This is a genomic window from Actinophytocola xanthii, assembly GCF_001921205.1.
GTDB lineage: Bacteria > Actinomycetota > Actinomycetes > Mycobacteriales > Pseudonocardiaceae > Actinophytocola > Actinophytocola xanthii.
The window spans coordinates 26,453-52,364 of sequence record NZ_MSIE01000055.1; the positions used below are offsets into that span (position 1 = coordinate 26,453).

Here is a 25,912-nt window from a genome sequence, read left to right on the forward strand (position 1 = left end):
GGACGGTCACGGGCGAGGACCAGCAAGCTGCACCGGCCTGCGAACAAAAGGACATCGGCTGTTGTCGCTGCTGGTGATCGCCGGACAGCGGGGTGCCGACGACGCGCGACTGCTCGGCGAGGCCTCAGCGGGAGCGACGCGCATGCTGATCGCTACTGGGACTGCGTTCGCCGTGGTCACGGCCCGTCGCTTGACGACTGACTCGAAGGTTCATGACATAAGAACGCATCGCATAGGCAGGTGGGAGACGCGCCTGTCCGTGCCGCGATTACTGACAGTCCGACTGCCCTGGTAGAGATCATCCAATTGGGTCGCTGTTAGCTGTGTGCTACAGACTTTTTCGTCGGTACCGTGAGCTTCGTGCAGGTTGATGATGCATGGAAGTCACTCAGTCAAGTCAACGACTGGATTCGGTTCGCAGACGCCAAAGCCGTTGCAGTACTCGCTGGCAGCGGCGTTTTGGGCGGGTTCCTGGTCAAGTCGGTTCCGCGCCTCCCCGATTTCGACGCGTATCCACTTCGCGCCGTATTGCTGTCGGTCGCGACCGTGTGCGTAGGCATCAGCGCTCTGATCTCCCTCCGCACGGTCGCGCCTCGCCTGCGAACGGGCGAAGCTCGGTCGCTGGTCTACTTCGACCACATCGCTCGACGGTACCCCACCGGCCGTGGCGCGTTCATCGAGAACTACGTCCGCCTAGCTACCGATGAGGGCCGATTCCTTGAGAACGTTATCGAGCAGGTGTGGGCAAACAGTCTGGTGGCGCGCCGGAAATTTCGGCGTGTCTCTTATGCTGTGACTTTCCTTGGCCTCGCTATGGTCACCTCAGGCTTGGCCGTCATCGTGCATCGCGCCTGGGACCTTTGACCCGCAACGGCTGCACCGTACCAAGGCGCGCGCGGAAACATTGGGATAGCTAGGAGCCCTCTGCGCGATTGAGAGAACGTAAGTCAGACTGATTCGGGGCGAAACTGTGCAATCGTGCTCACCTCGACAAGCTGCACTACTCGCGCGCCAGAACGAATTTGTCGGTTTGCCCTTTGGTTCCGTCCGGGTTCTCGCAGTAGAATAGACCTCGAAACACCAACGGTTCGATATTGGGCGCTCTTCCGTGATAATGCGCTATGCACCTGCCGACGTCCTCGGTTCCGGCCAGATACATATACGGGTCCGGTGGATCCGCTGCCGTGACGGACATGACGGAGTTGTTTGTTTCGACGTGGTCGCCGTGTTGCCAGGGGTGCGCGCCGTCGCCGCCGAAGCACGGTTCGTCGGTTGGGCATTTCCACTGGGCGTGTCGTACCAGCTCGGCGCGGTAGGTGTCCGGCGTAGGGAGGCCGTCTCGATAAATGTCCAGTCGCCACGTTCCGACAAGATTGGGCGAGGCCGTGTCCGGGGGCACCGTAGGCGATGTGGTGGTGGGAGGGCTCGTCACCGACGGCCGGTCGGACGTTGGCGGACGGTCCGACGTCGGCAGCCGGTCCGACATCTCTGGCGGCCGGTCGGACGCTGGTGAGGGGTGTGAAGGCCTAGGTCCGGCGGTCGGAAACGTAGGTACCGGGGATGGGCCGGGCGTGGTGGTGAGCGGGGTTTCGGTGGATGCCGGGGAGGATGTCGACTTCGACGGCCCTCTCGGGGTGTGCGACGTGACCGGCGGGGGGTCGGCGAGTGCCTCGACACGGTTGCGGGTCGGATCGGGAGTGGCGGCGGTAAGCAGCATCGCCGCTCCGGCCGTCACAGCCGCGATGCGCGCCAGTGTTGTCGGGTGCTGCTGGACGTACTGTACGACCGGTTGGACCTCGGGTCGTGCCGCGACGCGGCCGACCGCGGTCTTCACGCGGCCGGCGGCCGCGATCGCCAGCCTCATCACGCCGGGCGCGGCCTCCGCGACGGGTGTGCTTCCGGAGCCGTCGAGGCCGAAGACTTGCTCCCCGGCGACCGTGCTTGTTCTTTCCCGTCGAGGGGCGCGGTCGGTGCGCCAGATGACCAGCGCGACTGCCCCGGGCAGGGGCACGCGGACCACGGCCTCTCGCCAGCGCCGGCAGTACCGGCTGGCGTCTTCGGGCACGCGACCAGCATCGTCGAGGACGGCGTCGAGAGCAGCGCAGAGGGCGAGGGCCTCCCGGAAGCGGCTCTGCGCGGTGTCGGGCTGCTCGCCTTCGACGGCGGTGTACAGGTCGGCCGCCTCGATCACGAGGTCCCGTATCTCGTCCCGGTCAGCTTCGGAGAGGTTGTCACCGGCGGACGGGTGGCCGAGGAGGTGGCGCCCGTTGTCGAGCAGTGCGTCGGCGAGCCAGACGCGGTGCAGTGCCGATGGCTCGGTGGCGAGCAGGTCCCGGAGGCCCGCGACGGCCTCTGTGGTCGCAGCCCGGGCCTCGGCGAAGCGGCCCGCCGCCGCGCGGAGGTAGCCGAGATCGGCGAGCGCAGCCGGGAGGTCCGCACCCGGATCAGGCCGGGCACGCTGCAGGGCGACGGCTCGGTCTGCGGCGGCCAGATCGACGTCGCCGGAACCGGCGCGGTGTAGGACGAGGTTCAGCAGTGCGCCGGCCAAGGCGGGCTGGTGGACCTCGGGCTCGGCGGCGGCCAGGGCCTCGAGCAGCTCCACCGCGCGTCGCAGGTCCGAGGTTCCATCGTCCGTGCAGTTGGCCTCGGCGCGGCGTAGGCCCAGGTTCATGTGCGCTGCTGCCAGGGGGGCGGTGAAGGCCGCGGCCTCGCGCTCGGCCAGCTCGGCGTAGCAGGTTACGGCCTCGACGGCGAGGTCGATTGCCTCGGCGGGGTCTGCCGGAGCTAGCGATCTGGACAGCACGACGAGCGCGGCAGCCAGGGCCGGCAGGTAGGCGTCGGGCCGGTCGTCAGCCAGCTCGCGGAGGATCCGCACGGCTTCACTCCCTGGCGGGATCGCCTTCTGGGGGAACCCGGCCGCGTCGAGCACCTGGGCCAGCCCAACGAGGGCGGCCGCGCGGCGTGGCCGCAGGTGGTGGCCTGCCGCCAACAGCAATTCGGTCGCGGCTCCCGCGTCGGTGACGGCGTCGTCGAAGCGACCGACGTCGGCCAGCCGCAACGCCAGGTTGTGTAGGGCGTAGCCGCGTACGTCCGGGGGCGCCGCACGCCGCAGGTCTGCGGCCTCCTCGGCGGCCGCGAGCGCTGCGGCGGGCTGATCATGCTCGGCGAGGCGGTGGCACAGCGCGGTGAGGGCGGCAGCCCGGTCCGTCTTGTTCTCGGTGCGTTCGACGGCCAGGCGGGCTGCGTCCAACGCGGCGCCCAGCTCGCCGGCCTCCGCGAGCCGGGTGCTCAGGACCGGCAGGTGCTGGGGAGCCACCGGGGCGAGGCGTTGGGAGACCGCCACCGCGATCGGGATTCGGGAGGTCGTGGCGCCTGTGGCGGTGAGCTCGGCGTCCATGTCCGCCACGGTCTCGAGTGGGATCTCGGCGATGCGCGCGATGATGAGGTCGCGGAACCGCACCGGGTCGAGGCGGGCCAGTGCCGGCACGTACGCGGGCTCGGTGTGCGCAAGCGTGACAAGAGATGTGGACAGGCGCCGGATGCCCAGCGGATAGTGGCGATCAGCACAGGGCGTGGTGAGCGCGCGGGTGAGCACCTGCGCCGCGCGGTCGACGACAGCGGGGTCCGACGCGGCGCAGACGGCGTGGACGAACTCGGTCCAGTCCGCTTCGGTCGGGCTGGCCTCTGCGGTCGCCAGGAGGTGCGTGTCGGCAAGCCGGTCGGGTGTCGGCGCCCGCCAGAGCATGCGACCGTCACCGGGGTAGCCCGCGGCGAGCGCTCTGGCCGCGGCGCGCAGGCCGTCTCTGCCGAGGTGTCGCAGTTCCGGAATACCGTGCAGGAGCTCGGCGCCCGCGGTGACGGTGGCGGCCTCGCGGAGGACGGCGGCGGACAGCGCCAGGTCGCGCCACCCACCGTCGGCGAGCGCGGCGCGACGGGTGACCGCATGGAAGGCGGCGCGTTCGTGCCGCAGGACACCGGCCAACGGGTTGATGTCGGTAGCGTCCGGCTCCAGGACACGCAACAGGGCCGACGCGTAGAGATCGAGCGTGGACGCGAAGTGCTCGGGTGGTTTCGCAGTGTCGGCCTCGCGCACGCACCGACGGCCGAACATAGCCACCGCGTCCGTCCACAGGGCGTGAGCATCGGGCAAGGTGTGGAGGTGGAGCGGCTCCGGGACAGCCCATCGGCGTGGACCGCCGTCCACCAGCTCGCGCCACCAGTGGGGCGTGTTTCTGGCCAGCACGAGCACCCGAACCCCGGCGCCAGCCGCCTCCAGCAGGTCTCGAACCAGGCGTTCGTGGCCTTCGGCGTAGTCGACGACGAGCAGCGCGCCGGCCAGCCGGAACCGGTCCAGCGCCTGGACCGCCGGCGACACCCGGTTCCCGCCACGAGGGACGAACCCGGTCAACCACGCTCTACGGCCGGGCGAGTCCCGCAGCGCCGCGCAGACCTGGAGGGCGAGGTGTGTTTTTCCCTGGCCACCGGCGCCGGTGACCAAGCGGGCGGTGGGTGCATCCGGGTCTCTGCACCATGCCAGCAGGTCCGCGACCTCGTCGCGGGGCACGGTGGGTAGTACCCCGGCACGCGGGTCCAGCCAGGCGCTGGGGCGGTCGGGCGGGGGCGGGTCTGGTGGGCCGAAGAGGATCCGCGCGGCGGCTGCGAGTGTTCTCGGCGGTCGCTGACGGCCCGCGTCGAGAATCCCGATCACCCCGCCGTTGAGGTCGACCGGGCCATGGAAAACGGCGTCAACACGTTGTTCGAACCTGCCGAACAACGACAGCCGACGCACGGTGGTCATGAGTTCCGGATCCCGATCACGCCGCCGTTGACGTCCACGGAGTCGAGGAACGTCGCGGTGACCACCTGCCCGTCTGGTCGGACCACCGGCGGCGGCTCGGAGTCGGGCGCCGCGGTGAGCCGCAGATCGACGCCCGGTGCCCGCACCCAAGCCTGGGCGTGAAACTCCTTGTGCCGCAGGCTGATCGTGCGGAACTCCGCAGGCGAGCCGACATGCCCCGCCTCAACGAGGCCGTGGTAGAGGTGGTCGGACAGCACCTGCACGAGCGGTGCGCTGTCGGCCTCGTCAAGCACGGCCCGGAGCGCCTGCGCGTCCACCATCCTCGCCACACTCACCACCGTCGCACCCGCGAACCCGTTCGCATCCACCCGAGCCAGCCCGTGATCGACGGCCATCCGCAACCGCAACCGCTCGGCGCCGAACCGGCCCGCGTTGCGACTGAAAAGGCGCCGAGCCAAAACCAACGTGAAGTCCTGGACGACCAACGACTCCGACTCACTTGGCGGGACCAGCGCCAACTCGCCGTCGCCGGTGCCCTGCCGGTGCCAGCATGTCCGGTTCAATCCGACGGTGGTCGCGGCGTCGTCAAGAAGGGTGACGAGTTCGCGCTGCAGCCCGGCTTGGCCATCGTCGTTCCTGCGGCTGTAGCCCTGGGCGTCCACGGACAGACACAGGTAACGTGAGAACGGCGAAATCATGGTCGGGCATCCTCCTCAGCAGGTCGGGGCGTCCCGTCCAGTTTTCCGCGCGCCCGACCAATCGACCCGTTACCAGTACGGATTTCCGATGTCCCGATCGGATCGCGCAGGCCGTCCAGGTCGTGCACGACGACGTGGCGATACCCGAGGCCGACGAGGCTCCCGCGACTCAGCTCACGCAACGCCTTCTCGGCCGTGTTGAGGCGAACGCCGGCCAACGAGGCGATGTCCTCCTGAGTCAGGCGGACACCGAGGTCCCATCCCCTCGACACGGGTCGGCCGAATGACTCGACCAAGGCAACCAGGACACGACGAACGCGGGCACGGGCGTCCAGAGCAGCGACGTCGACGCGGCGATCGTTGGCCCAGCGCAGGCGCTCCCCCAACATGCCTGCCAGCTCGATCGCAGCGGCGGGATGATTATGCAAATAAGTACGGAAAGCGGTGCCAGACAGCACCCGCGCGGTCGTCTCCACACACGGGACGACCGTGGCGGACCGCGGCCTGCGCAACAACACCGACATCTCACCGACGAGGTCACCAGCCGCGCGAATCGCCAGCAGCGATTCCCGGTCGCCGCCAACCGCCGACACTTTCACCACACCTGCCAGGAGCACATAGACGGCGTCGCCGTCCTCTCCTTCGCGGAGGACCCGTTCTCCGGTACGCAGAGTCACCTGGTTCCCCAGCTCAAGCAGCGCGCGACGGGCCGGTCCGGCGAGCCGGGCCAGCATCGATGTCAGGGGCCACTCCACGTTCATCACAGACTGATCGCCACTACGCCGAGCATCGTGACGCACCCACAGGATAGATTCACCCTATCCGGCGATACCAATCGTCCCGCGTGCAACTGACTAAGATCGCGTCGCACGTGGACTCGATGATCTGGTGATCGTGGAGTGATTTCAGGTTATCCAGATACACCAAGACCAGCAGGACCATTGGCACTCGCCCCGAACGAGTGACATATGTATCGACTCACGGCTCTCCAGCTCCTTAAGTCAGGTAATGGCAGTGAACCAGGAGGAGTTGTGAGTCCTGCGAAGATCGGCGGATCGACGTGTCCGCGCGTAGCGCATACCGACCGGACGCACGGCCGTTCCGCGCGGACGAAGCGGGGGTAGTCACATGAAGGTCAGCCTTCACGAAATCCGTAAACGGATAGTCGGGGACACCGCGATGCGAATGTGGACCGTGATCGCCGGACTGGTTGGGGTCATTGGACTGATTGTGACGATCAGTCCAATCGAAAGGGAACCGACACCTAGTCTGCAGCTCAGAAGGTTCGAGGTACACGACCCGAGATCAACGGACGCCGTCCTAACCGACCCAACTCGGTCACAGCCGGACGAACACATCGAAATAGACTCCAACGCACTCGACATCTCCGTGTTCAACAGCGGCGACCAGGCAGCACTGGTAACAGAGATAGAAGTCCGAGTCCTCTACGCCGCGCCACTCCAAGACTGCGCCCTGATGCAAGGCGGAGGAGGAGATCTGATGGTCGAAGCCCACTATGACCTCAAGATTCCTAACCAGCTACCCGAACTACCTCATCGCCTGACGAAACCGGTGAGCTTCGAGGTGAACCCTCGGGAAAACGGCCGATTTGCGATTACCTTGGGACCCGAACACGATGGACCTATCCCATCGGTCTACGTCCTTGATGTGGCACTTGTGCACGACGGACAGAAATCACCCCTCCCGGTCGGAAAGGCCGCCGTGCTCGACAGTCCGGGCGACGGCGGACTTCTCCAGTTTGACGCCGCTGTCGACCGAGGAGACTACGATTGTTTCGAGGAGAACCTCGACATTCTCGAAGGAGCGGACGAATTCGACGCGAAACCGTCCCGCGACCTACAGCAGTTGCGCAGTCACGTGAAGCGCCTGGTCAACGAGTATCCCTCACAGCGAGGCACACCGGCTTGCACAGGTCCAAGTTCTCCACCTTTGACACAGGCGTGCTTCACCTTTTCCGGTAGAGAAGTCGCCTTCGAGGTAAAACTGTCCGCGCCGGCAACACCGAACAACACCCAGGTGTACATACGCCTCACAGGCAAGGAATTGGACAGCGGAATCGTCTGGGCCGCTTCCTACGGCCAAGGGCGATGGGACGCTGGTGATCCTCAATTCTACAACCCCGAGGACCGGTTTGTCGCCTCGGAATGTGAGTCATGTCTGGTATCCGGTGACGAACGACGGGTCGTCGCATTCTCTCCCCGCACGTCGCTACTGGCGACCCGCGAGGTCGAGGTCGTCGTAGAACTGCGAAGCCTCACCACCTCCGGCTCCTGGAGAACCGTTGCCGCTTCCGCTCCATTCGTCGCTACCCGCGGATGAGTCACCCCGAGGGGGAACCGGAATTCTCGGGGGCCGTGTCCGCCACCGGCGGCATTGTTCCGCCGGAAGCGCTCTACTGGTGGCCGTCGGTCTGAGCTGAGCCCGACGGCCAGGAGGACGTGCGCCCAGTCATCGCGGCGCCTCACCGACGGCGAGCGCCACCGCGGACACCACACGAGCCGAGGTGCACGCGAAGGGTTCCTGTGACCGGGCTGGGACGTGCACCTGGTCGCATATGCCCCCAAGGGTGCCCGGCTCGGGCTCCTACAGCCTTGCTGTCCGCCGAGTTCGGCGTGCCGCTGGACGAACGCCGGGGTTCGTCAAACCCTTCCGCGTCACAGAACGTTCCGCGTTTAGCAGTGTCTCCAGAGCTCCGAATGCTCATTTAACGGTAGCCAGCGTCGTAATCGACGTAGAAGCCTCAGTCTCCACATACAGCGTGATCTGACGGATCGCCATTGACATCATCGCAGCCGGCAAGCAACAAACCAATCTGGCCAGTCACCAGGATGGCCAGCCCTTCCGCACCACCGGGCTGCCGAATGCCATCCCAAAGAAGTCAGGTACGCTTGACTCCTTTCTCGAACAGAGTTCGTAACGCTCTGCGGAAGCCGGCAGCAACCTACGAGGACACCTGATGTCCTTCAGTGCACACCCCTTGATCGCCAACGTCAGCGAACGCGCCCGAGCACTGGTCGCAGCGCGATCTGAAGTCATGCCCGTGAGCGCCCTCGCGCTGGGCATGCCGAGCGGAGAAGGATATGCCGTGTGCACGTTCTCCGCAGAACGTGCACAAGCTCCGGTTGTGGTTCCGGGCGTTGCCCACGCTCGCCTGCTCGATGAGGCCGGCAGCGCATCAGTCCATCTCGCTGGCCCTGTGCTTACCAAGTAGCCAGACGTAGCTGACGAACTTGCCCGGTGAGCTGGAGCATCGCTTCAACCTCGTCGACGCGAGGTTGATTTGCCCACTCGGCTCACGCCGAAGAACACTAATCCGACGAGGAACAGCAAGGTGCCCACCATCACAAAGCGCACGTCTCCACCGAGCGCATGGCCATTTAGATCATACTTGTCAGTGTCACGTATAAGCGTCACCATAAAAAGGCCGTTCGCAAGAAACCCTGCCAACATCAGGACTACACCGATCCAGAGCGTCGTTCTAATCCAATCGGGTGCGTGAGAAAAGTCATCAGTCGACTGATGGAACGTGTTGAAACTGTCCTTTATGGGACCAACGTCACGATATGCCTGAATGAAATTTCCACCGCTTACGCGGTTTACACTGTTATTCCAGAACTGCTGAATTACATCTCGACCCCCCATACGATCGAGATCGTTTTGGATGGCACGAATATCGCGACCGAACTTGGAGTCATGTCGTGCCCGATACTCGACGGCAGCCGCTACCTTATCGTGGATTCGAGTGTCGGTCGGGTCGGATCTCAAATCCGCAACGGGCCTAGGCCCAAACTTCTGGGTCACACGTTTTGCCAGTACACTCAGGAGACTGTCAAACCCTCTATCCACAAGCCTGCCCGCAGCCCCTGATACCTTTAGGGCTAGATATCCCGCAATGGCACCGCCATCGACGATCATGACCCAACTCCCCCGTATCCCGAATTAGGGACTACTCGTTAGATTCTAATAGATCCCCGGCCCAGTGGCGTTAGCGGCCGCCACGAAGTTCACCCATTTGGGCGTACAACTTTACCGGTATCAATCGCGCCAAGTTAGTGACGGGGCCCGTGGATTGAGCCAGGGCTTGGCGGGTGCGTGCGGGGACACCGTGGCGTGATGGACCAGTGAGCCCTCTGACAACACGTGCCAGCGATTGAGACTCTGTCGAGCATGGCCACGTCTGAAGGAGCCACGACGGCACCGCAAACGGCCCAGAACCACCAGTGTTCTCGATCATCCACAGCGGACGATCCACGTTAACCTACTGAACAGTAGGAACTCTTCAGTCAAATCGGAACGCCGAAGCAGTCAAGGTAGCCAAGGTGGTCAAGGCGACTACGAGCGCTGTGCTTGACTGATTGGGGTCTAACCAAGAACACGAGAAGCGGGCCTCCACAGCCTCTGAGCTGCGAAAACCCGCTTCACCGTCGGGCTGACAGGATTTGAACCTGCGACCCCTTGACACCCAGCACAAGCGAGTCAAGCGCTGCGCTCAAGATCGTTCATCCAGCTCGTGAACGAGCGTACCGCGCCCAGTTTCCGGGTCTACCCACTCCCCCAGACCACCCTCCCTCGACCCTGTTTAGTCAAGCACTGCGACGACCTCGTCGGCCGGGCCGATGCTGATCATGGAGACGAACGCGCCCATTCCACCGAGCGACGCTGCTACGACGACCTTGCCCCGGTCGAGGGCGTAGACCACCAGACACGTCATCGCCTCGCTGCGGCTTTCCGGCGTGCACGTGCGAGAGGCGGCCCCGTCCGGGTGAGGCAGGCCGTTCTCGTCCACGGGCGCGTTCGCCACGTCTGTCGGGAGCGCCGGCAACACGGTCTGCACGAAGCTCTTCTACCAGGGCCCCGCACATCCGAGTGCCGACACGCAGATGATCACCAATCTGTGACCGGCAAGCCATACTCGTCAACGCGCCCGCACCAGGCTGGAGATGGCTCCACCCCCTTGAACCCTCTCGAGGGTGCCCTTTTGAGACAGCGGGAAGCCAGATTCAACCCTCGGACGGCCCGTTCCTCACAGCGCCTTGCCCTGAACGGTCTGCAACTGGCGCCGGAGGCGATGAGCGGCCCGATCACCGGGTGTCGACGTAGTGCAGCAGGATGGACGTCGACCTGCATCCGGCCGGTAACGGGTGACGGTAGTGCGGGAGCTGCCTGCCCCGGAAGAAGAGCCCGTCCCCGAGGTGCTGGTCGATCGGGACCGGTCCTTCTTCTGTGACCAGCCACAGTGGCCAACCGGTCGGCCCGGCGGGTGCCGGTTCGAAGTCGACCGCGATGCTGACCGAGTACTCGCACTCCGCCCGATCCACGTGCCTCGGCAGGTCGGCGCCTGCCTCGTACCTGACGGTGTAGGTGTACGCGGGTTCGACCGGGACACCCGCGATCGCCGCCATCAACGGCGTGAACTGGTGTTGCAGCGCGCAAGCGGCGGGTTCGTCACGGGCCACCCAGCGCAAGCTGGACTGCGTGTCGCCGAATGTCATGCCTCCTCGCGCCGCCAGGGCACGGTGGTAACGGCTGAGGGTGTGCAGCTGCGGTGGCACCACGATGTGGTGCAGTGGACAGTAGCCGTCGCGGGCGAACCGTTCCCGGGTGGCGCTGGTCATCGCGTCACCCACCCGTTCAACGTCAGGCGACAGTCCTCGAAGGCGCCGGATGGACACCGGACGACTGCGATCTCATGCAGGATCCCGGTCGGGAAGAAGACGATCCTGTTCGCGGTCGGCGTGATGGTCGACCACCCTCCGTCTGCCTCGGTCGCCGCGATCCTGAGCTCGCCGCCCGAGAACCGTGGTGGCTCGTGGTGCAGGAAGAACGTGAACGCCAGCCACCGCCGCATGGTCTGCGGGTGTCTGTTGTCGGTGTGCGGCCGGAAGAACTCACCGTCATTCGTGGCTGTCGCCTGGAGTTGGATCGTGGCGATCGGCAGGGGCCTGATGCCGAGCCGGGCGACTGCGGTCGGAACGGACGCCCGGACCTTGCTCAGGAAGCCGTCAGCCTCCTCGCCGACGCGGTACAGCACCCTCGAGCGCCGGACATCCGGGGCGACGCGCCCGGGGTCGGAGCGGTCGCCACCGATGCGTGACGCCTCGAAGTGCGATGCGTGCCCGCCGAGGTGACCACGCAGTGCGGTCAGTTCGCCGGACGGCAGGAAGGAGTCCATCACCACATGGTTCGCGGTTTGCACGGCCATGGTGCTTCACGACCCTGGGCTGCAACTCTGCGGGGCGCACAGCTTCGGCCCTGACGGCGGTGAACACCGGGCGCACGTCGAACCGGCCGGGCCCGCACCCCACAGGGCGTCGTCGACCGTGATGCCCCGGGCCTTCATCGCCGCCACCACATCGGCTGTCCCACCCGAGCCGGCGTCCTCGTCGTCAAGCGGCCTGTGATGGATGAACCGATCCGCGACCTGGGTGCAGAAGTCGGCGTACTCCACCGTGTAGAGGATGAACGTGTGCCAGCCGATGTCCACGAGCGGGGAGGGTGAGTACCGCCCTGGATCGGGGTCCTCGCCGCACAGGCGGAGATAGGCCAGCGTCTGGTCGACAATTCGCTCCGCCCACCGCCTCCGGACCTGCTCCTCATGCTCACCGAAATACTGCCAGAATTCGAGATCCGTCAATATTCTGCCAACAAGCCGGTGCCACAACCTGTCGCCGACGAGTTCCTTGTTGCCGAGAACGGTTCGGGAGATCTGTGTGGTCATTGTTGGAAACTCCTCTCAGCGCATCACAGGTAGAAGAACCATCGCTGGGTGAACGCGTTACCGCACGGCTGCATCGAGAGCGGCGCCTGTTCGGGTGCCACGATGCCGTCGAAGGCGAGGCAGAGTCCCAGGTAGTCGTTGCGGATGTTCCCGATGGTCTCGCCGAGCGGGCCGGTCGACTGTTCGGTCGCGCGCCAGATCTGGGCGGTGTCGGTGTCGTTGCACGGGTACATCGCCAAGGACGTCCCGATCCCTGGGCGTGCGGGCGGATCGAGGAGGGCGAACAGTCCGCTGACCGGACGCAGGCATCCGACCGCGGGCTGCGTGACGCGGAAGGCGCCGCGGTCCGAAGCGCGGGTCAGCTGGAGGTTCTGCAATGGCGAACCGGTGAACGCGCGTGGGTCAACGTCGTTGAAGATGGGGACGGTGCCGGACACGGTCAGCAGGACCCGTGAGTTGGAGCTCGCGACGGCGTGGGTGAACTGCCAGTCCTGTGTCCGGTCACCCGCGGCACACGGCCGCTGCACCAACGCGCTGAAGGGAGCGGGAGCCGTGAGGCACATGCCGCTGCCCTTGTTTCGGAGCCTGCTGGTCGCGACACCGAACCGGTCGGGCGTCGTACCCATGCTGTCGAGCGCCCACAACTGAGCATCGCCCTGGTTGCACCCCCATTGCCAGACCGGGGCCTCGTCGTGGCTACCCCACTGGACGTCCAGGCACTTACCGCTGTGCTGGACGACGAGGTACCAGTAGGGCTGGCCGTCCACGGTCTGCGACCGGAACCGCCAGTTCTGGTTCGCCTTCCCGTGGAAGGCGAACGTCTGGACGCCGGCGCCGTCGGTGGTCGAGGAGCCCGCGACGTCCAGCACCTCCCCGCTGACCGAGTTGCTCACCAGCAGCGGAGCGCCGGTGAAGGCCGCGAGATAGTCCGCCGTGGCGGGCGCTGGGGCCAGCCCGATCAGGCTCGCCGTGCACAACCCCGCGATGGCCAGGACGACCGCCAGTCGTCTACGTATTGCATTACCGGTTCCCATCGCATCCTCCCGCACGCCATCTGTGGTCGCTAATTGAATCCATAATCGGCGGGCCAACCCTGACGGGAAAGCGCCTCGGAGTTATCCGTACAGGACCGTACGGTCAGGTGAGTTCGTTCGGGCACCCGTTCGCCGTATTTATCTCGATCTACGCCCGGAGTAGCGTCGCGCAACGCGGAGGTGGGCCATGGCGGATATCAATGCCGAAACCGATCTTCCCGATCCTGACCGAGTTCGTACCCGTCAGGATTTCGCCCGCGAGTTGACGCTCCTGCGTGAGCGCTCCGGCATGTCGGTTCGGCAGGTGGCGAGCGAGATCGGGGCCGTGGGAACGCACAGCACGGTCGGGGACTGGTTCGCTGGCCGGGGACTTCCGTCGATAACCTCACGTGACCTCCTGGTCCGGGTGCTCGAGGTGTGTGATGTCGCCGACGACGGATCGATCGAGTGCTGGCTGCGGGCGTGGCGACGCGTCCGGCGAGCTCCCGGCCCCAGGGCAAAGGGTGTGGAGCCATATCGTGGCCTGTCGAGTTTCCAACCGGAGGACGCCGACTGGTTCTTCGGTCGGGAGACCCTCATCGAGGAGTTGTGCGTTCGGCTCACCGGCTTGCATGCCGCTGGACGCGGCATCCAGCTCGTGGTCGGGGCCTCCGGATCGGGTAAGTCGTCGTTGCTGCGGGCCGGTCTGATCCCCGCATTGCGGGCGGGCCGGCTGCCCGGGTCGGCCTCCTGGCCGACGGTGCTGTGCACGCCCGGGGCTCATCCCACCGGGGAACTGGCGACGGCGGTGGCCGGCATCGGCTCGCCGGAAGGCCGCCAGCTCGTGGTCGTGGTCGACCAGTTCGAGGAGATCTTCACCGCGGGCGCCGACCACGACGAGCGGCGGAGGTTCGTCACGGCACTGGAAGTGGCGGTCGCCGATGGCGCGCTCGTCGTGATCGGCCTGCGCGCCGACTTCTACGCGCAGGCGCTCCGGTATCCGCAGCTGATCACCCCCGCGCAGGCCGGTCAGCTCGCGGTCGGGCCGATGAACGAGGCCGAACTGCGTGCCGCGATCGTGGCACCGGCCAACCAGGCGAAGATCGACATCGAGGAAGGCCTGGTCGAGCTGTTGCTGCGAGACATCTCGCCACGCGGCCACCCGGTCAGCCAGGAGGCGCATGACGCCGGCGTGCTGCCGTTGCTGTCCCACGCGCTGTACGCCACGTGGTCGCACGGTGCGGGACGCGCGCTCACCGTCGCCGCCTACCACGAGGTCGGCGGGATCGACGGTGCGGTGGCTGCCAGCGCGAACAAGGTCTACAACGACCTCAGCGCGCCGGAGCGGGAGCTGGCCCGCGAGCTGTTCCTCAGCCTGGTCCACGTCGCACCCGACACCGCGGACACCCGGCGCCGGATCGCCGTCGCGGAACTACTCACCGGCGATGACGACACCCGGCTGGCGCGCGGTGAACACGTACTCGAGTCGTTCATCGCGCAGCGGCTGATCACCGCCGACCTCGACACCGTGGAGATCAGCCACGAAGCGCTGCTGACCGCCTGGCCACAACTGCGCAGCTGGCTGGACACCGACCGCGCCGGGCTGATCGTAAGCCGGCGGCTGAGCGAGGCCGCGACGACGTGGCACCGCGAACACCGCGACACGGCCGCGCTGTACCGAGGCACCCGCCTCGCCGCCGTGCAGGACTGGCTGGAGACGGCCCCGGTCGTCACTCACCTGACGCCGCTGGCGCGGGAGTTCCTCGAGGCCTCCAGCCAGCGGGAACGTGACGAGCAGCGCGCGGTGCGACGGCGCACCCGCCGCCTGCGTCAACTCACCGTCGGCCTGGTCGTCCTGTTGCTGATCGCGGTCACCACCGGTGTGCTCGCCGTGCGGAGCCAGCAGCGGACGCGCGAACAACGCGACAGCGCCATCTCCGGCAAGGTCGCCAACGAGGCCACGGCGCTGCGTGCAGTCGACCCGGCCCTGGCCGCACAGCTCAGCCTCGCCGCCCATCGCCTGTCGCCGACCCCCGAGTCCCATGGCAGTGTGCTGAGCAGTTTCGCCACCCCCTACGCCTCCCGGCTGACCGACCACATCCGCGGGGTCTACGCGGCGGAGTTCAGCCCCACCAGGCACATCCTCGCCACCGGCGCTCTCGACAACGTCGTGCACCTGTACGACCTGGCGAACCGGCACCGGCCACGCCTGGTCAACACCCTCACCGGCCACACTAAGGGCGTCACGATGGCGGCATTCCGTTCCGACGGGCGGATACTCGCCACCGCAGGAGACGACGGAACCGCCCGGCTGTGGGACGTCACCGACCCACGCCACGCCCGTTCCACCGCCGTGCTGACCGGCCACACGCTGGGCGTCCGACGCGTCGCCTTCAGCCCCGACGGACAGACACTGGCCACTGCGAGCTACGACGCCACGGTCCGGCTGTGGGATGTGTCCAATCCGGACCAACCTCACCCGGTGGCGACGCTGACCGCACCCGAGGACGCCGTGGGCGTGGTGGCGTTCAGCCCGGACGGCCACACCCTGGCCACCAAGGCCACCTCCACCTCGATCCAGCTGTGGGATATCACCGACCAGACCCACCCACAACCGGTCAGGGAGCTCACCGGGCACACCGACCGCCTGCTGTGCGCCGTGTTCAGCCCGGATGGGCGGACCCTGGCCACCGGCAGCTTCGACGATTCGGTGCGACTATGGGACGTCACGGACCCGCGGCACGCAGGCCCACTGACCACCCTCCCCGGCCACAGCAACGGCGTCGTCGCGATCGCGTTCAGTCCGGACCGGCGACTCATGGCCACCGGCAGCTACGACAACACCGTGCGGCTGTGGGACGTCACCACGCCATCCGCCGTCAGCTCCCCGGCCAGCTTCGAAGGGCACGCCGACACCGTCTTCACCGTGGCGTTCAGCCCTGACGGCAGCACACTCGCCAGCGGCAGCAACGACAACACCGTGCGGCTGTGGGAGGTCCACGGACACGTCCTCGCTGGGCACACCGGTCCCGTCAACTCGGTGGCCGTCAGTCCGAACGGGCGTATCCTCGCTGTCGGCGGTGACCGGAAGACCCGGCTGTGGCACCTCGCCGAGGCGAGCCGCCCGACCCCGTTGGGTGCCCTCGACGGCCACACGGACTGGGTGAGCTGGATCGCGTTCGGCCCGGGCGGGAGGATGATCGCGACGGCCAGCCTCGACTCCACCGCACGGCTGTGGGACATCACCGACCCCATGCGACCGATCCTGCTGGCCGTACTCATCGGACACACCCACAACGTGTTCAGCGTGGCGTTCAGTCCCGGCGGGAGGACGCTCGTCACCTCCAGCGCTGACGAGACCGCACGGCTGTGGGACATCACCGACCCACGCCACCCCACTGAGGCGGCAACGGTCACCGGGCACGGCGCCGGCATCGTCTCGGCGGTGTCCAGCCCCGACGGAACCACGCTGGCCACCGCGGGCTTCGACCACACCACTCGTCTCTGGGACGTGCGGCAACCGCGACACCCCGCCCCGCTGGCCACCCTCGCCGGCCACACCCAGACCGTCATCCGCGCAACGTTCAGCCCTGACGGGCACCTACTCGCCACCGCCGCCGCCGATCACACGACGCGTCTCTGGGACGTGCGGCAACCGCGACACCCCGTTCTGCTGGCGACCCTCACGGGTCACAGCAACAACGTCAACGACGTCGTCTTCAGCCCCGACGGGCACCTGCTCGCCACCGCAGGCGACGACCACACCATCCGCATGTGGGACATCCGCGACCCGCGTCAACCCGGGCAGCCAGCCACCCTCACCGGTCATGCCGACGCGGTCAACGCGGTGGCGTTCACCCCGGGCGGGACCACTATCGTCACCGGAGGCGACGACAACACCGTCCGGTTCTGGAGCACCAGCATCGACACCACGGCCAAGCGGATATGCGACGCCGCATACCCGCGCATCACCAGCACCGAATGGGGCCGGTATTTCCCCGATCTACCCGCCCAGCCACCCTGCCGGTAAGGCCAGGAAGTGTCCTGTAAGCGGTCTACGGGGCAACCTGCCGGCCGGGGCACCCTCAGCCGGTCGGACTTCAGGTGTCGAGCAGGAGATGGACGGCACGCCGCACAGGGCCACGTCGCAGGCGTTGATCAAACGCGGGATTACCGGGTTCACCGCCGAACCGACCGCCGCCGGCAGCTCTCAAGCTCCGTCGCGATAGTCCTGCGGACAGTGACCCAGCGGGCCACCGTGCAGGGCCAGACAATCGCCAGCAGACGGTTGGTCTGGCCCGGGTGACGGTCTCCAACGCACCACAAGAGTGCGCGCTATGGCGGCCGTTCGAAGGCCATGTGCTCGCGTTGAGCGGGCCGACCGGGAACCATCACAGTGCCCCACGAGCTGACCGACCAGCCCATCACCACGCACGTCACGTCCACGCTCACCAAGGCGCAGCTGCGCCAACTGTTTCACCCCAACGGCCGCCACAGCGCCAGCGCTTACCTGCCCGGCGTGAACCGGCTCCCGAGCAACCCACCCCAGACCCCGACGGCGACGAGGCCCGGCAGAAGCAGCGGTGAATCGAGCGCAAGATCCGCAGCCACAAGCGCGCCGAGCTCGGCGCGCGCGCGAGCCAGCTACGGGCTGACGTAAAAGACCGACAGCCGCGGCCCGGATCACCAACGCGGCCCTGTCGACGTCCGACGACACGACCCAGTCTGCGCACACACCGGCCGCGACATCGACCACCCTGCCGCGACATCGACGTCACATGACCGAGGTCCACGCGCGACAGAAAGATCATCAATACCCGCCGGTAGACCCCAGTTAGTCACATCCGCCAGCCGAAACGGGCACATCGATCCGCGCGAGTCAAGGCGTCTACGAGCGCTGTGCTCTGCCCGCACCGCTGTGCTAGACCAACCCGAGCCGCAGCAAGATCAACAAAAGCGGGCTCCCGCAGCCTCTGAACTGCGAGAACCCGCTTCACCGTCGGGCTGACAGGATTTGAACCTGCGACCCCTTGACCCCCAGCACAAGCGAGTCAAGCGCTGTGCTCGAGGCCGTTCATCCAGCTCACTGAAGAGCGTACCGTGCCCAGTTTCCGGGTCTAGCCACTCCCCCAACCAACCCGCCCTCGACCCGGTTTAGTCAAGTACTGTTTCCGCAGGTCAAGCCTAGTATACGGCTGTCTAGCACTCCCCGATCCCAGACACCACCGAGGAACTCGGAGACCGGAGCGTGCTCGGACGGAGACGCAGCAAGTCAGCGCTCACCGGCCGCCGACCAGGTCGCGTTCGTATCCTCGGCCAGGCTTGCAGCGCGAGGGCATCCTCAAGTACCAGGGCGATGGAGACGGTCGCCGTCGATTGGGCCGCCCACTCTTGCCCGTGAGTGGGGACCCTTACCGAGCTGGCGTGTCCGCTGGACATGTGGGAGCAGGGAGGTCTAAGGGCACGCGTGTGACGAGGTGCTGACCGACGAGTTGCGGGCACGCCTGAAACCGTTGATCCGGTGGTGCATCCGAGGCGCTTGCGCTATCCCGGGCCTCTTGCGTGCCGACGCCCGGCCGCGCTGAAGCATCCTGTCCATGGCCCGCACGAGTTCGTCGACGAGAGCCTGGCCACTACGAGCGGTTCTTCGACACGCCGATCCCGCACCTGCCGCACCCGAGCCTGTTTCGAGATCGCTGCCGTTACAGTGTGTTCATGCGCATCGTTGGCGTGCACGGCGTCGGTAACTACGACCCCGCGCGGAGCCCTTCGGCGGCTGCGATGCGGTTAGCCACCACCTGGGGGGCGGCGCTGAACGGCGTCAGGCAGATCGATCTAGCGGTCGCCTATTACGCGCACCACCTCCGTCCTGTCGCCGCACAGGGCGTGGAGGATGTCGGGCTCCTCGACGAGGAGGTCGCGCGGCTCGTGCTCGCGTGGGGCTTTGCCGCGGGGGCCCCCAATGAGCTGACGCAGGGGCCAGCAACGGTGCCGCTTCGATATCTCACCGACTGGGTCGCCCGGAGTTTCGGGTTGGACTCGCGACTCGTGCGGTGGTTCGTCGCCGTGTTCTTCCGCGAGCTCGCCACCTATCTGTCGGGCACCGACGAGCAGGCGCGGCTCGATGCCCGGGAGGAGGTAGTCGGCGTGATCAAGCGGCACCGGCCCGATGTCGTCGTCGCACACTCGCTCGGCACCGTCGTGACCTACGAGGCGCTCGCCGCTAACCCGCACTTGTCCGTCGACCTGCTGGTGACCCTCGGGTCACCGCTTGGCATGCCCGATGTCGTGTACGAGCGACTGCGGCCGATGCCGGCCGGCCGGCTGCCCGGAGTTCGGCGCTGGGTAAACATCGCCGACATCGGTGACCTGGTGGCGATCCCCCGGCGCCTCGGCGGCAGGTTCGCGACCGACGCCGACCACGAGGAGACGATCGGCCTATTCGACTTCCACCGCGTCCGCCGGTACCTCGCCGCCGAAAGGACACGTCAAGTGCTCACGAATGCAGGTGGATGACGCCGACATCGTTGCCGAACCCAACCACCACCACCCCCTCGGCCCCGAGGCCCACCGCGCCGACCGGGCCGGGGAACGCCACCTCCGCGAGCAACCCGCCGTTCTCGAGGTCCCAGCCGAGCACTGTTCCATCCTCGCCTCCCGCCAGCAGAACCGGCCGGTCTCGCCACCGGCCGGCCGACAACGTCGTGATCTTCGTAGTGAAGCCGGTGAACGTCTGCACGCATGCACCGTCGCTCAGGCGCCACATCCGGACAATTCGATCCTCGCCACCGGACAGCACCACATCCTCGCCGTCCGCATGTGATAAGGCGATGGCCCAGATCGCGCCCTGGTGGCCAGAAAACGTGTTCGGTTGTTCCGAACGCCAGACGTGCACGAGCCCATTCGTGCTTCCCGCTACCACGTACCGCCCACACGCCACCGACGTGAGGGCGGTCCGCTTGGCGGTGCCGAAAACCCGCACGCAGTGTCCCGTGTCGAGGTTCCACATCCGCGCGGTGCCGTCATGGGCCGCAGTAACGGCGTGCCGCTCGTCGCCCGGCGCGAACGCGGCGGCACGGATCCAACCCTTGTGGCCGGTGAAAACCCGCAGTGTTTCCCCGGAGTCCACGTCCCACAGCCGAGCCTGGCAATCGATGCCCCCACTCAACGCAGCCCGCCGGTCGCCGACGCGCGCCAACGCGACGGTGTGCACCCAGTCGCCATGCCCCTCGAGGACGAGGCCTGAGGTGCCGTCGCGGAGGTCCCACAGCCGGACAGTTCGATCTGTGCTCGCGGTGGCGAGGACGTCGTCGAGCACCGCAACACCGCGTATCGCGCCGTTGTGCTCCCGTCCCACCACCCGCCCGTCCTGACTGAGGGCGGCCGGTCGCGGCGCGGCCACGGTGAAGAGATCGAGCTGCTCGCCGGTATCGATGTCGGAGACGATCGCCGTTCGGTAATTAGCCGCGAGGACCAGCGGGCGCCCCGCTGTCGTAACCGGCAGGAGTGCTTGGGGCAACGCGAGGCCGAGCCCCACGCCGAACCAACGAACACCTGTGTCGAGTTCCACCGCGCTGACAAAGCCCAACCGGTCCGCGACGAACGCTACCGGCACACCGTGTCGTCTGCCGACCGCAAGCGGTCCCGTCATGATGTGCTTGGGCAATGTTTCGTCCAGCTCGCCTTGCACGAGACGGTGGATCCGTGTGAGGTCCTCGGCACTCCTGAGATCCACCGTACCGTCCTGGTGTCCGCACAACACGATCCCGCGGCCATCGAGGTCCGCGACCGCGACGGCCGCGATGCTGGCACCGGTGTCAATGCTGACCCGCTGGGCGGCGCCGGTGATCCGCACAAGTTCCAGCCGGCGCCCGTGTGCCGACACCACCACCGCGCGACTGGCCACAGCACCGACGGTCACAGCGGTGATCGGACGGGTGAACCGCCTTGTGTCGTACTGTAGGCCGTCCGGTAGCCGCCATGCCGTCAGCCCCTCGCTGGCGTCGACGATCGCCAGGAACTGCGTACCGGAGTCCTCACCGAACGCGACGTGGTCGAAACGTCTCGCGCCCGTGCAGGTGAACAAAGCTACCTGGTTGGCGACGTCCCAGACCGTGCACGTGTCCTGGCCAGAGAGAACGCAGGCCACCACTCGATCAGCCCAGTGGCCGACGGCCAGACACCGGGACAACAGCCCACGGTACTCCTCTCCGACCATTGACACGGCACCCGTGCCGACGTTGGTGACGGAAAGCCCGGTCCAGTCGCTGATGGCGACCAACGGCGCATCGGACCGTCCGCCGATGACCAACGAGCCGGACTCGTTAATCCGCGAGTGCCCCCAGGTCTGTGCGTCGCGCTGGTCCATGGTGGCCCAGCGCGGTGTCCAGGTGAGTGGGGAGAGGTCCGCGACCTGGGCGAGCCGTTCGGCCACATCGCGGTGGCCGAGCCGGTGAGCGTCGATGACCAGCATCGCACGCCGCCGACCAGCGTCCAGGTGCCTGTGCTTCCAGACCGACTTCTGGTAGACGAGACCGGTCAGGCTGGGTCGACGACCCTCCATCAGCGAACTTCCCCGCCCGATCGAGTCCGGAGAGCCGAACGCAACGAAGCCGGGATCGTCGAGCACAGAGAGGCGCTGTTCGACCGTCGCGGCATGGTCGATGGCGTGGCGCAACAGGTACGGCTCGGCGTCCCGCCAGCGGGGCGGCGAGCCCAGCGTCGACATCAATGTAATGAACAGTGCCTTCATGCCACCCAGGTCCTGGCGCCTGAGGTGGTCCGCGAGGCCCTGGTGGAACAGCCGGTACAGAACGGTGCCGTCCTCGTCGACGTCACGGCGGAGGTAGAACCGGGCGGCGTCCAGTACCGCGCCGGCGTCGACGGGACCCACCACGGCGTCGACGAGGCTACGAGGAATTCCGGCGCCGAAACTCCACGCGAGCACAGTCAGCACAGGACGCCACGACCGTCCAGCGCTTGCGGCCAGATCCAGCTCGAACACCTCCGGGAGCGTGCGGGGGACTGCACGACCGGCCGCCATGGCCTCCGACGGGTCGGTGATCGCCGGGCGGTTGCGCAACTGGTGGGCGAACAGCCCTGCGACGAGGAACGCACCCCACTGGTCGCCGCGAACCACATCCTCGGGCGACGCCGAGACCCCGTCGTCCCAGGACCCGACCGTCCTCTGCTCGGTCAACGCCGATGCGACGGTCTGCGCAATGACCTGGCGGGACGCCCGCAGCGCGGGCGTGCGGTACGCGGGCCGTAGGAGGTCATCGACATAGGCCGCGAGGTCGGCGCGCAGCTCCGCAGCGGGCACGTCGTCGAGATCGATCACTGTTGTCGCCTTCCAGCGCAACGGGTCGAACTCCCGCCACGGCCGGACGCCGACGACGACTCTCGCCACAGCCGACAGCGGCAGGACAAGATCGGCCATCACTCCGACGGGTTTCATAGACTCGTCGAGCGCGTCGAGCACGACCGTCGGGAAGAGCATGGAGTCACGTAGCGCGGTCAACAACACCGAGGGGTCAGCGGTCGTCACAGGCACGTCGAGTTGGCGGGCCAGGGCTGCGACAATCTCACCGAGGTGCCGTTGCCGGCAGTGCACGGCTGCGAGACCGGGGTGGATCGCGGGCAACTCGTCGCGGCGGTCGCGCCACAGCGGCTCAGTGAGATCTGACAGCTCCGGATGCGCCGCACACACGGTGATTCCGAGCAAAGCCGATTTCCCCACGCCTGGACTGCCGGTGACGAGCACGAGGCACGGGTGCGGCGCTGGCGCGTCGAGGACGGCGGCCACGATTCGCAGCTCACCGCGCCTGCCGCGGAACGCGCCGGGACGAATTCGATCGCCATCGATCTCGAGGCTGCCACCGGCGGCCCGGCCCGCAAAGTGCCGCCAGTCGAGTGCCTCGTCGACACCGTCAAGGAACGGTCGCGTCGTATCGTCGATCCGAACCTGAGGGCCGCCGACGAACGCCGGGTTCCGTATGAACGGGAAGTTCGGGATCGCAGCAGGGTCGCAGCGAACCGACACCACACGTTGCTCGTACCGATCCTCGGACAGCCGGTCCACCTCGCGACGGATCTCCCGCGCGACGCGCTCGACCGGCACAAACTCGAAGGAGGCAGAGATGTCCAGCGCACCGGCCGCGATCCGCGTCAGAACCACTGCGATCGCCCTGCTGAACCGCCCCGCATACGCCAGGTCGCGCTGCCCGGTCGCCGCGATCACCCAGGCACGGCGCTGCTCATCGGGGATGTAGCCCTGCCACTCCAGCCGGGTGATCGTCCCGGAGTAACACAGGTCGACCAGGAACAGCACGCTCGGGCCGGAGCCCCCGGCACGCCCCTCGACGGCCGTCAGCCATCGCTCGATCTCGGTGCGGGCACCCGCCTGTCCGTCGCTGCCAACCACGAGCAGCTTCGCCGTACGCTCGTGCACCACGCCATGACCGATGACGTGCACGATGACCACCTCGTGGACGTCGCACGAGTCCAGGTAGTCCTCGACCCGCCTCCCAAGCTCGGACGCCGGCAGGTCGACCAGCCGCTCGACCGAGGTGTACCCGAGATCTGCGAGACGCTCGGTCAACTCCGCCGCCAACGGCACGGAGAACGGCAACGGTGGATAAGGGATCACATCGTCTTCGGCCAGCGGATCGCCAAACGAGGAGCACACCACGCTCAGCAGGCGACGATGGGAAGAAATCACAGCGAGCCATAATTCCGCACCTCACCACAACCGACAAGGACCGACTCGCCGACTGAGCTTCCCCCGTGGGACTGTAAAACGAGCGGCTCTGGCGCACTTTCGGTGGTGGCGTGGCACGTCCCCGGCGGAGCCCGGGTTCGGGGTTGCCTGATCGTTTGTGGCTGAGGTGGCGAAGCTGGTCAGCGCGGTGTTCTCGGGGCTTTCGGCGCTGTCGATCGAGGATGTCGAGGACGCTGGCGATGTGATCGTGGTGCGCATCGACCAGGGGCGATGAGGTGCCGTGTCCTGCTTGTGGCACTCCCACGGGCCGGGTCCACGCCTTCCACGAGCGGATCCCCGCGGATGTACCGGTCGATGGACGCCGGGTGTTGGTGAGGTTGCGGATCCGTCGGATGCGTTGCCCTGTCGCAGAGTGCGCGCGCCGGACGTTCCGGGAGCAGGTGCCGGGCTTGATCGAGCGATACCAACGACGGACCGTTCGGCTGGGTGAACAGGTCCGGAGCGTCATGCGCGAACTGGCCGGCAGGGCCTCCGCCCGGTTGCTGCCGGCTCTCGGGATCGTGGTCGGTCGAGGCACGGCGGTGCGGGTCCTGCTGGGCATCCCGCTGCCGGAGCGCGCGGTGCCGCGGGTGCTGGGGATCGATGACTTCGCCCTGCGCAGAGGTCATGACTACGCCACCGTGGTGATCGACGCCGACACCGGTGCCCGGATCGATGTGTTGTCTGGGCGCGGCGCCGAGGTGGTGGCTGGCTGGTTGCGGGCGCATCCAGGAGTCGAGGTCGTGTGCCGGGACGGTTCGACCGCGTATGCCCAGGCCGTGCGGGACGCGCTGCCCAACGCGGTCCAGGTCGCCGACCGATGGCATGTCTGGCACGGCTTGTGCGACGCCGTGGCCAAAGAGGTAGCGGCCCACAGCGCGTGCTGGGCGACGGCCACGGGACTGCGCGAGGGAAAGCTCGCCGAGACCACTCTCCAGCGGTGCCAGCAGATCCATACCCTGCTCGAGGCCGGAGTCGGGCTGCTGGACTGCTCACGCCGCCTCGACCTGGCGATGAACACCCTCAAGCGATACGCCCGCGCCGCCAAACCGGAACGTGTCCAACGGGTCCCCAAGTACCGGTCCTGCATGGTCGACCCCTACCGGGACCACCTCCGCGCCCGCCGTGAACAGGAATCGGCGGTAGGGGCCACCGCACTGCTGGCCGAGATCCGCGCAATGGGCTACACCGGCAGCCACAACCTCCTCGTGCGCTACCTCAACCAGGGACGGCACCTCGATGACCATCCACACATCTCGCCACGTCGGGCCGCCGGGATGCTACTGACCCGGCCAGCGAACCTCACCGAACGGCAACGCGAACGACTCGAAACCCTGACCGCTGCCTGCTCCGAGATGACCACGTTGGCCGCCGCCGTGCGATCCTTCGCCGCCCTGCTCGCTCCCCGCGAGGACAACCCGGCCCGACTGGCGGAATGGACCACCGCCACACGCGAGGCCGATCTACCCCACGTCCACTCCTTCACCCGAGGCCTCGACCAGGACATCGACGCCGTCACCGCCGCGATCACCCGCGAACACCACAACGGACGCACCGAAGGCGTCAACACCAAGACCAAGCTGCTCAAGCGGCAGATGTACGGAAGAGCCGGCTTCGCTCTCCTACGCCACCGCATCCTCCTCGGATAACCACCATCGGAAGTACGCCCTGACCTGCGCGGATGTGCTCATTGACCGTTGTTGGTTGCCGTGGTCTGCCGACGTCACTCTGGGAAAATCCTGGGACGCACTGTCCCTAATAGACAGATATCTTCCATGTCAAGCACTGCTTCTCGTCTGTTGTCATCGTTCTGGTCAACGGGATAGGTGTCGCGGAGTGCGACGGGGATATCGCTGCCGGAGTGCCCCGACCGTGCGGACGCGGCAGCCGAGGTGACTGACGAGG

General features: G+C 66.9%; 14 protein-coding genes and 1 pseudogene. 5 read left to right on the forward strand and 10 right to left on the reverse strand.

What is annotated here, in order from left to right:
- Window positions 1-351 precede the first annotated feature (351 nt).
- Window positions 352-864, forward strand: a complete 513-nt coding sequence (locus BU204_RS27075; protein ID WP_143229777.1) for a Pycsar system effector family protein — start codon at window positions 352-354, stop codon at window positions 862-864.
- Window positions 865-1,000: 136 nt separating this feature from the next.
- Here the strand turns inward: BU204_RS27075 and BU204_RS27080 are convergent, their stop codons facing one another.
- From BU204_RS27080 to BU204_RS27090, 3 genes are read right to left on the reverse strand one after another with little or no spacing between them, the layout of a single operon-like run.
- Window positions 1,001-4,798 carry a tetratricopeptide repeat protein gene (locus tag BU204_RS27080; RefSeq protein WP_075128588.1) on the reverse strand — a complete coding sequence of 1,266 codons (3,798 nt, stop codon included), beginning with the start codon at window positions 4,796-4,798 and terminating at the stop codon, window positions 1,001-1,003.
- Window positions 4,795-5,496 (reverse strand): hypothetical protein, encoded by a 702-nt coding sequence (locus BU204_RS27085; protein WP_075128589.1) that lies wholly within the window; start codon window positions 5,494-5,496, stop codon window positions 4,795-4,797. Before BU204_RS27085 ends, BU204_RS27080 begins: the two co-directional genes overlap by 4 nt.
- The gene (locus tag BU204_RS27090; RefSeq protein WP_233160655.1) at window positions 5,493-6,257 is read right to left on the reverse strand and encodes a Crp/Fnr family transcriptional regulator; all 765 of its coding nucleotides are present in this window, start codon (window positions 6,255-6,257) and stop codon (window positions 5,493-5,495) included. Before BU204_RS27090 ends, BU204_RS27085 begins: the two co-directional genes overlap by 4 nt.
- Window positions 6,258-6,624: 367 nt before the next feature.
- Between BU204_RS27090 and BU204_RS39435 the strand changes: the two genes are divergently transcribed.
- Window positions 6,625-7,836 (forward strand): hypothetical protein, encoded by a 1,212-nt coding sequence (locus BU204_RS39435; protein ID WP_143229778.1) that lies wholly within the window; start codon window positions 6,625-6,627, stop codon window positions 7,834-7,836.
- 936 nt (window positions 7,837-8,772) lie between these two features.
- On the opposite strand, the gene BU204_RS39440 is transcribed toward BU204_RS39435, so the two are convergent.
- From BU204_RS39440 to BU204_RS27115, 6 genes are all read right to left on the reverse strand, one after another.
- Window positions 8,773-9,432 carry a hypothetical protein gene (locus BU204_RS39440; RefSeq protein ID WP_143229779.1) on the reverse strand — a complete coding sequence of 220 codons (660 nt, stop codon included), beginning with the start codon at window positions 9,430-9,432 and terminating at the stop codon, window positions 8,773-8,775.
- 664 nt (window positions 9,433-10,096) lie between these two features.
- Window positions 10,097-10,351 (reverse strand): hypothetical protein, encoded by a 255-nt coding sequence (locus BU204_RS27095; RefSeq protein ID WP_075128591.1) that lies wholly within the window; start codon window positions 10,349-10,351, stop codon window positions 10,097-10,099.
- Between the two features lie 247 nt (window positions 10,352-10,598).
- Complete coding sequence (locus BU204_RS27100; RefSeq protein ID WP_143229780.1) at window positions 10,599-11,132, reverse strand: hypothetical protein; 534 nt, start codon at window positions 11,130-11,132, stop codon at window positions 10,599-10,601.
- Window positions 11,129-11,689, reverse strand: a complete 561-nt coding sequence (locus BU204_RS27105; RefSeq protein WP_158073520.1) for a 2OG-Fe(II) oxygenase — start codon at window positions 11,687-11,689, stop codon at window positions 11,129-11,131. The genes BU204_RS27100 and BU204_RS27105 overlap by 4 nt, the downstream gene beginning before the upstream one ends.
- A gap of 36 nt (window positions 11,690-11,725) precedes the next feature.
- Entirely contained in the window at window positions 11,726-12,235 is a 510-nt protein-coding gene (locus tag BU204_RS27110) for a glycine-rich domain-containing protein (RefSeq protein ID WP_075128594.1), read from the reverse strand.
- Window positions 12,236-12,258: 23 nt separating this feature from the next.
- Window positions 12,259-13,269 carry an RICIN domain-containing protein gene (locus BU204_RS27115; RefSeq protein ID WP_083661675.1) on the reverse strand — a complete coding sequence of 337 codons (1,011 nt, stop codon included), beginning with the start codon at window positions 13,267-13,269 and terminating at the stop codon, window positions 12,259-12,261.
- Window positions 13,270-13,456: 187 nt separating this feature from the next.
- Here BU204_RS27115 and BU204_RS27120 point away from each other — a divergent pair, with 187 nt between their 5' ends.
- Both BU204_RS27120 and BU204_RS27125 read left to right on the forward strand, forming a co-directional pair.
- Window positions 13,457-17,278: an nSTAND1 domain-containing NTPase gene (locus BU204_RS27120; protein ID WP_143229781.1), complete on the forward strand. Its 3,822-nt coding sequence runs from the start codon at window positions 13,457-13,459 to the stop codon at window positions 17,276-17,278.
- A 1,685-nt stretch (window positions 17,279-18,963) separates the two neighbouring features.
- Entirely contained in the window at window positions 18,964-19,764 is an 801-nt protein-coding gene (locus BU204_RS27125; protein WP_075128622.1) for a hypothetical protein, read from the forward strand.
- On the opposite strand, the gene BU204_RS27130 is transcribed toward BU204_RS27125, so the two are convergent.
- Window positions 19,745-23,968, reverse strand: a complete 4,224-nt coding sequence (locus BU204_RS27130) for a WD40 repeat domain-containing protein (protein ID WP_143229782.1) — start codon at window positions 23,966-23,968, stop codon at window positions 19,745-19,747. The genes BU204_RS27125 and BU204_RS27130 overlap by 20 nt on opposite strands.
- Window positions 23,969-24,125: 157 nt before the next feature.
- On the opposite strand from BU204_RS27130, the pseudogene BU204_RS27135 reads away from it, so the two are divergent.
- Window positions 24,126-25,656, forward strand: a pseudogene (locus tag BU204_RS27135) (ISL3 family transposase).
- Window positions 25,657-25,912 lie beyond the last annotated feature (256 nt).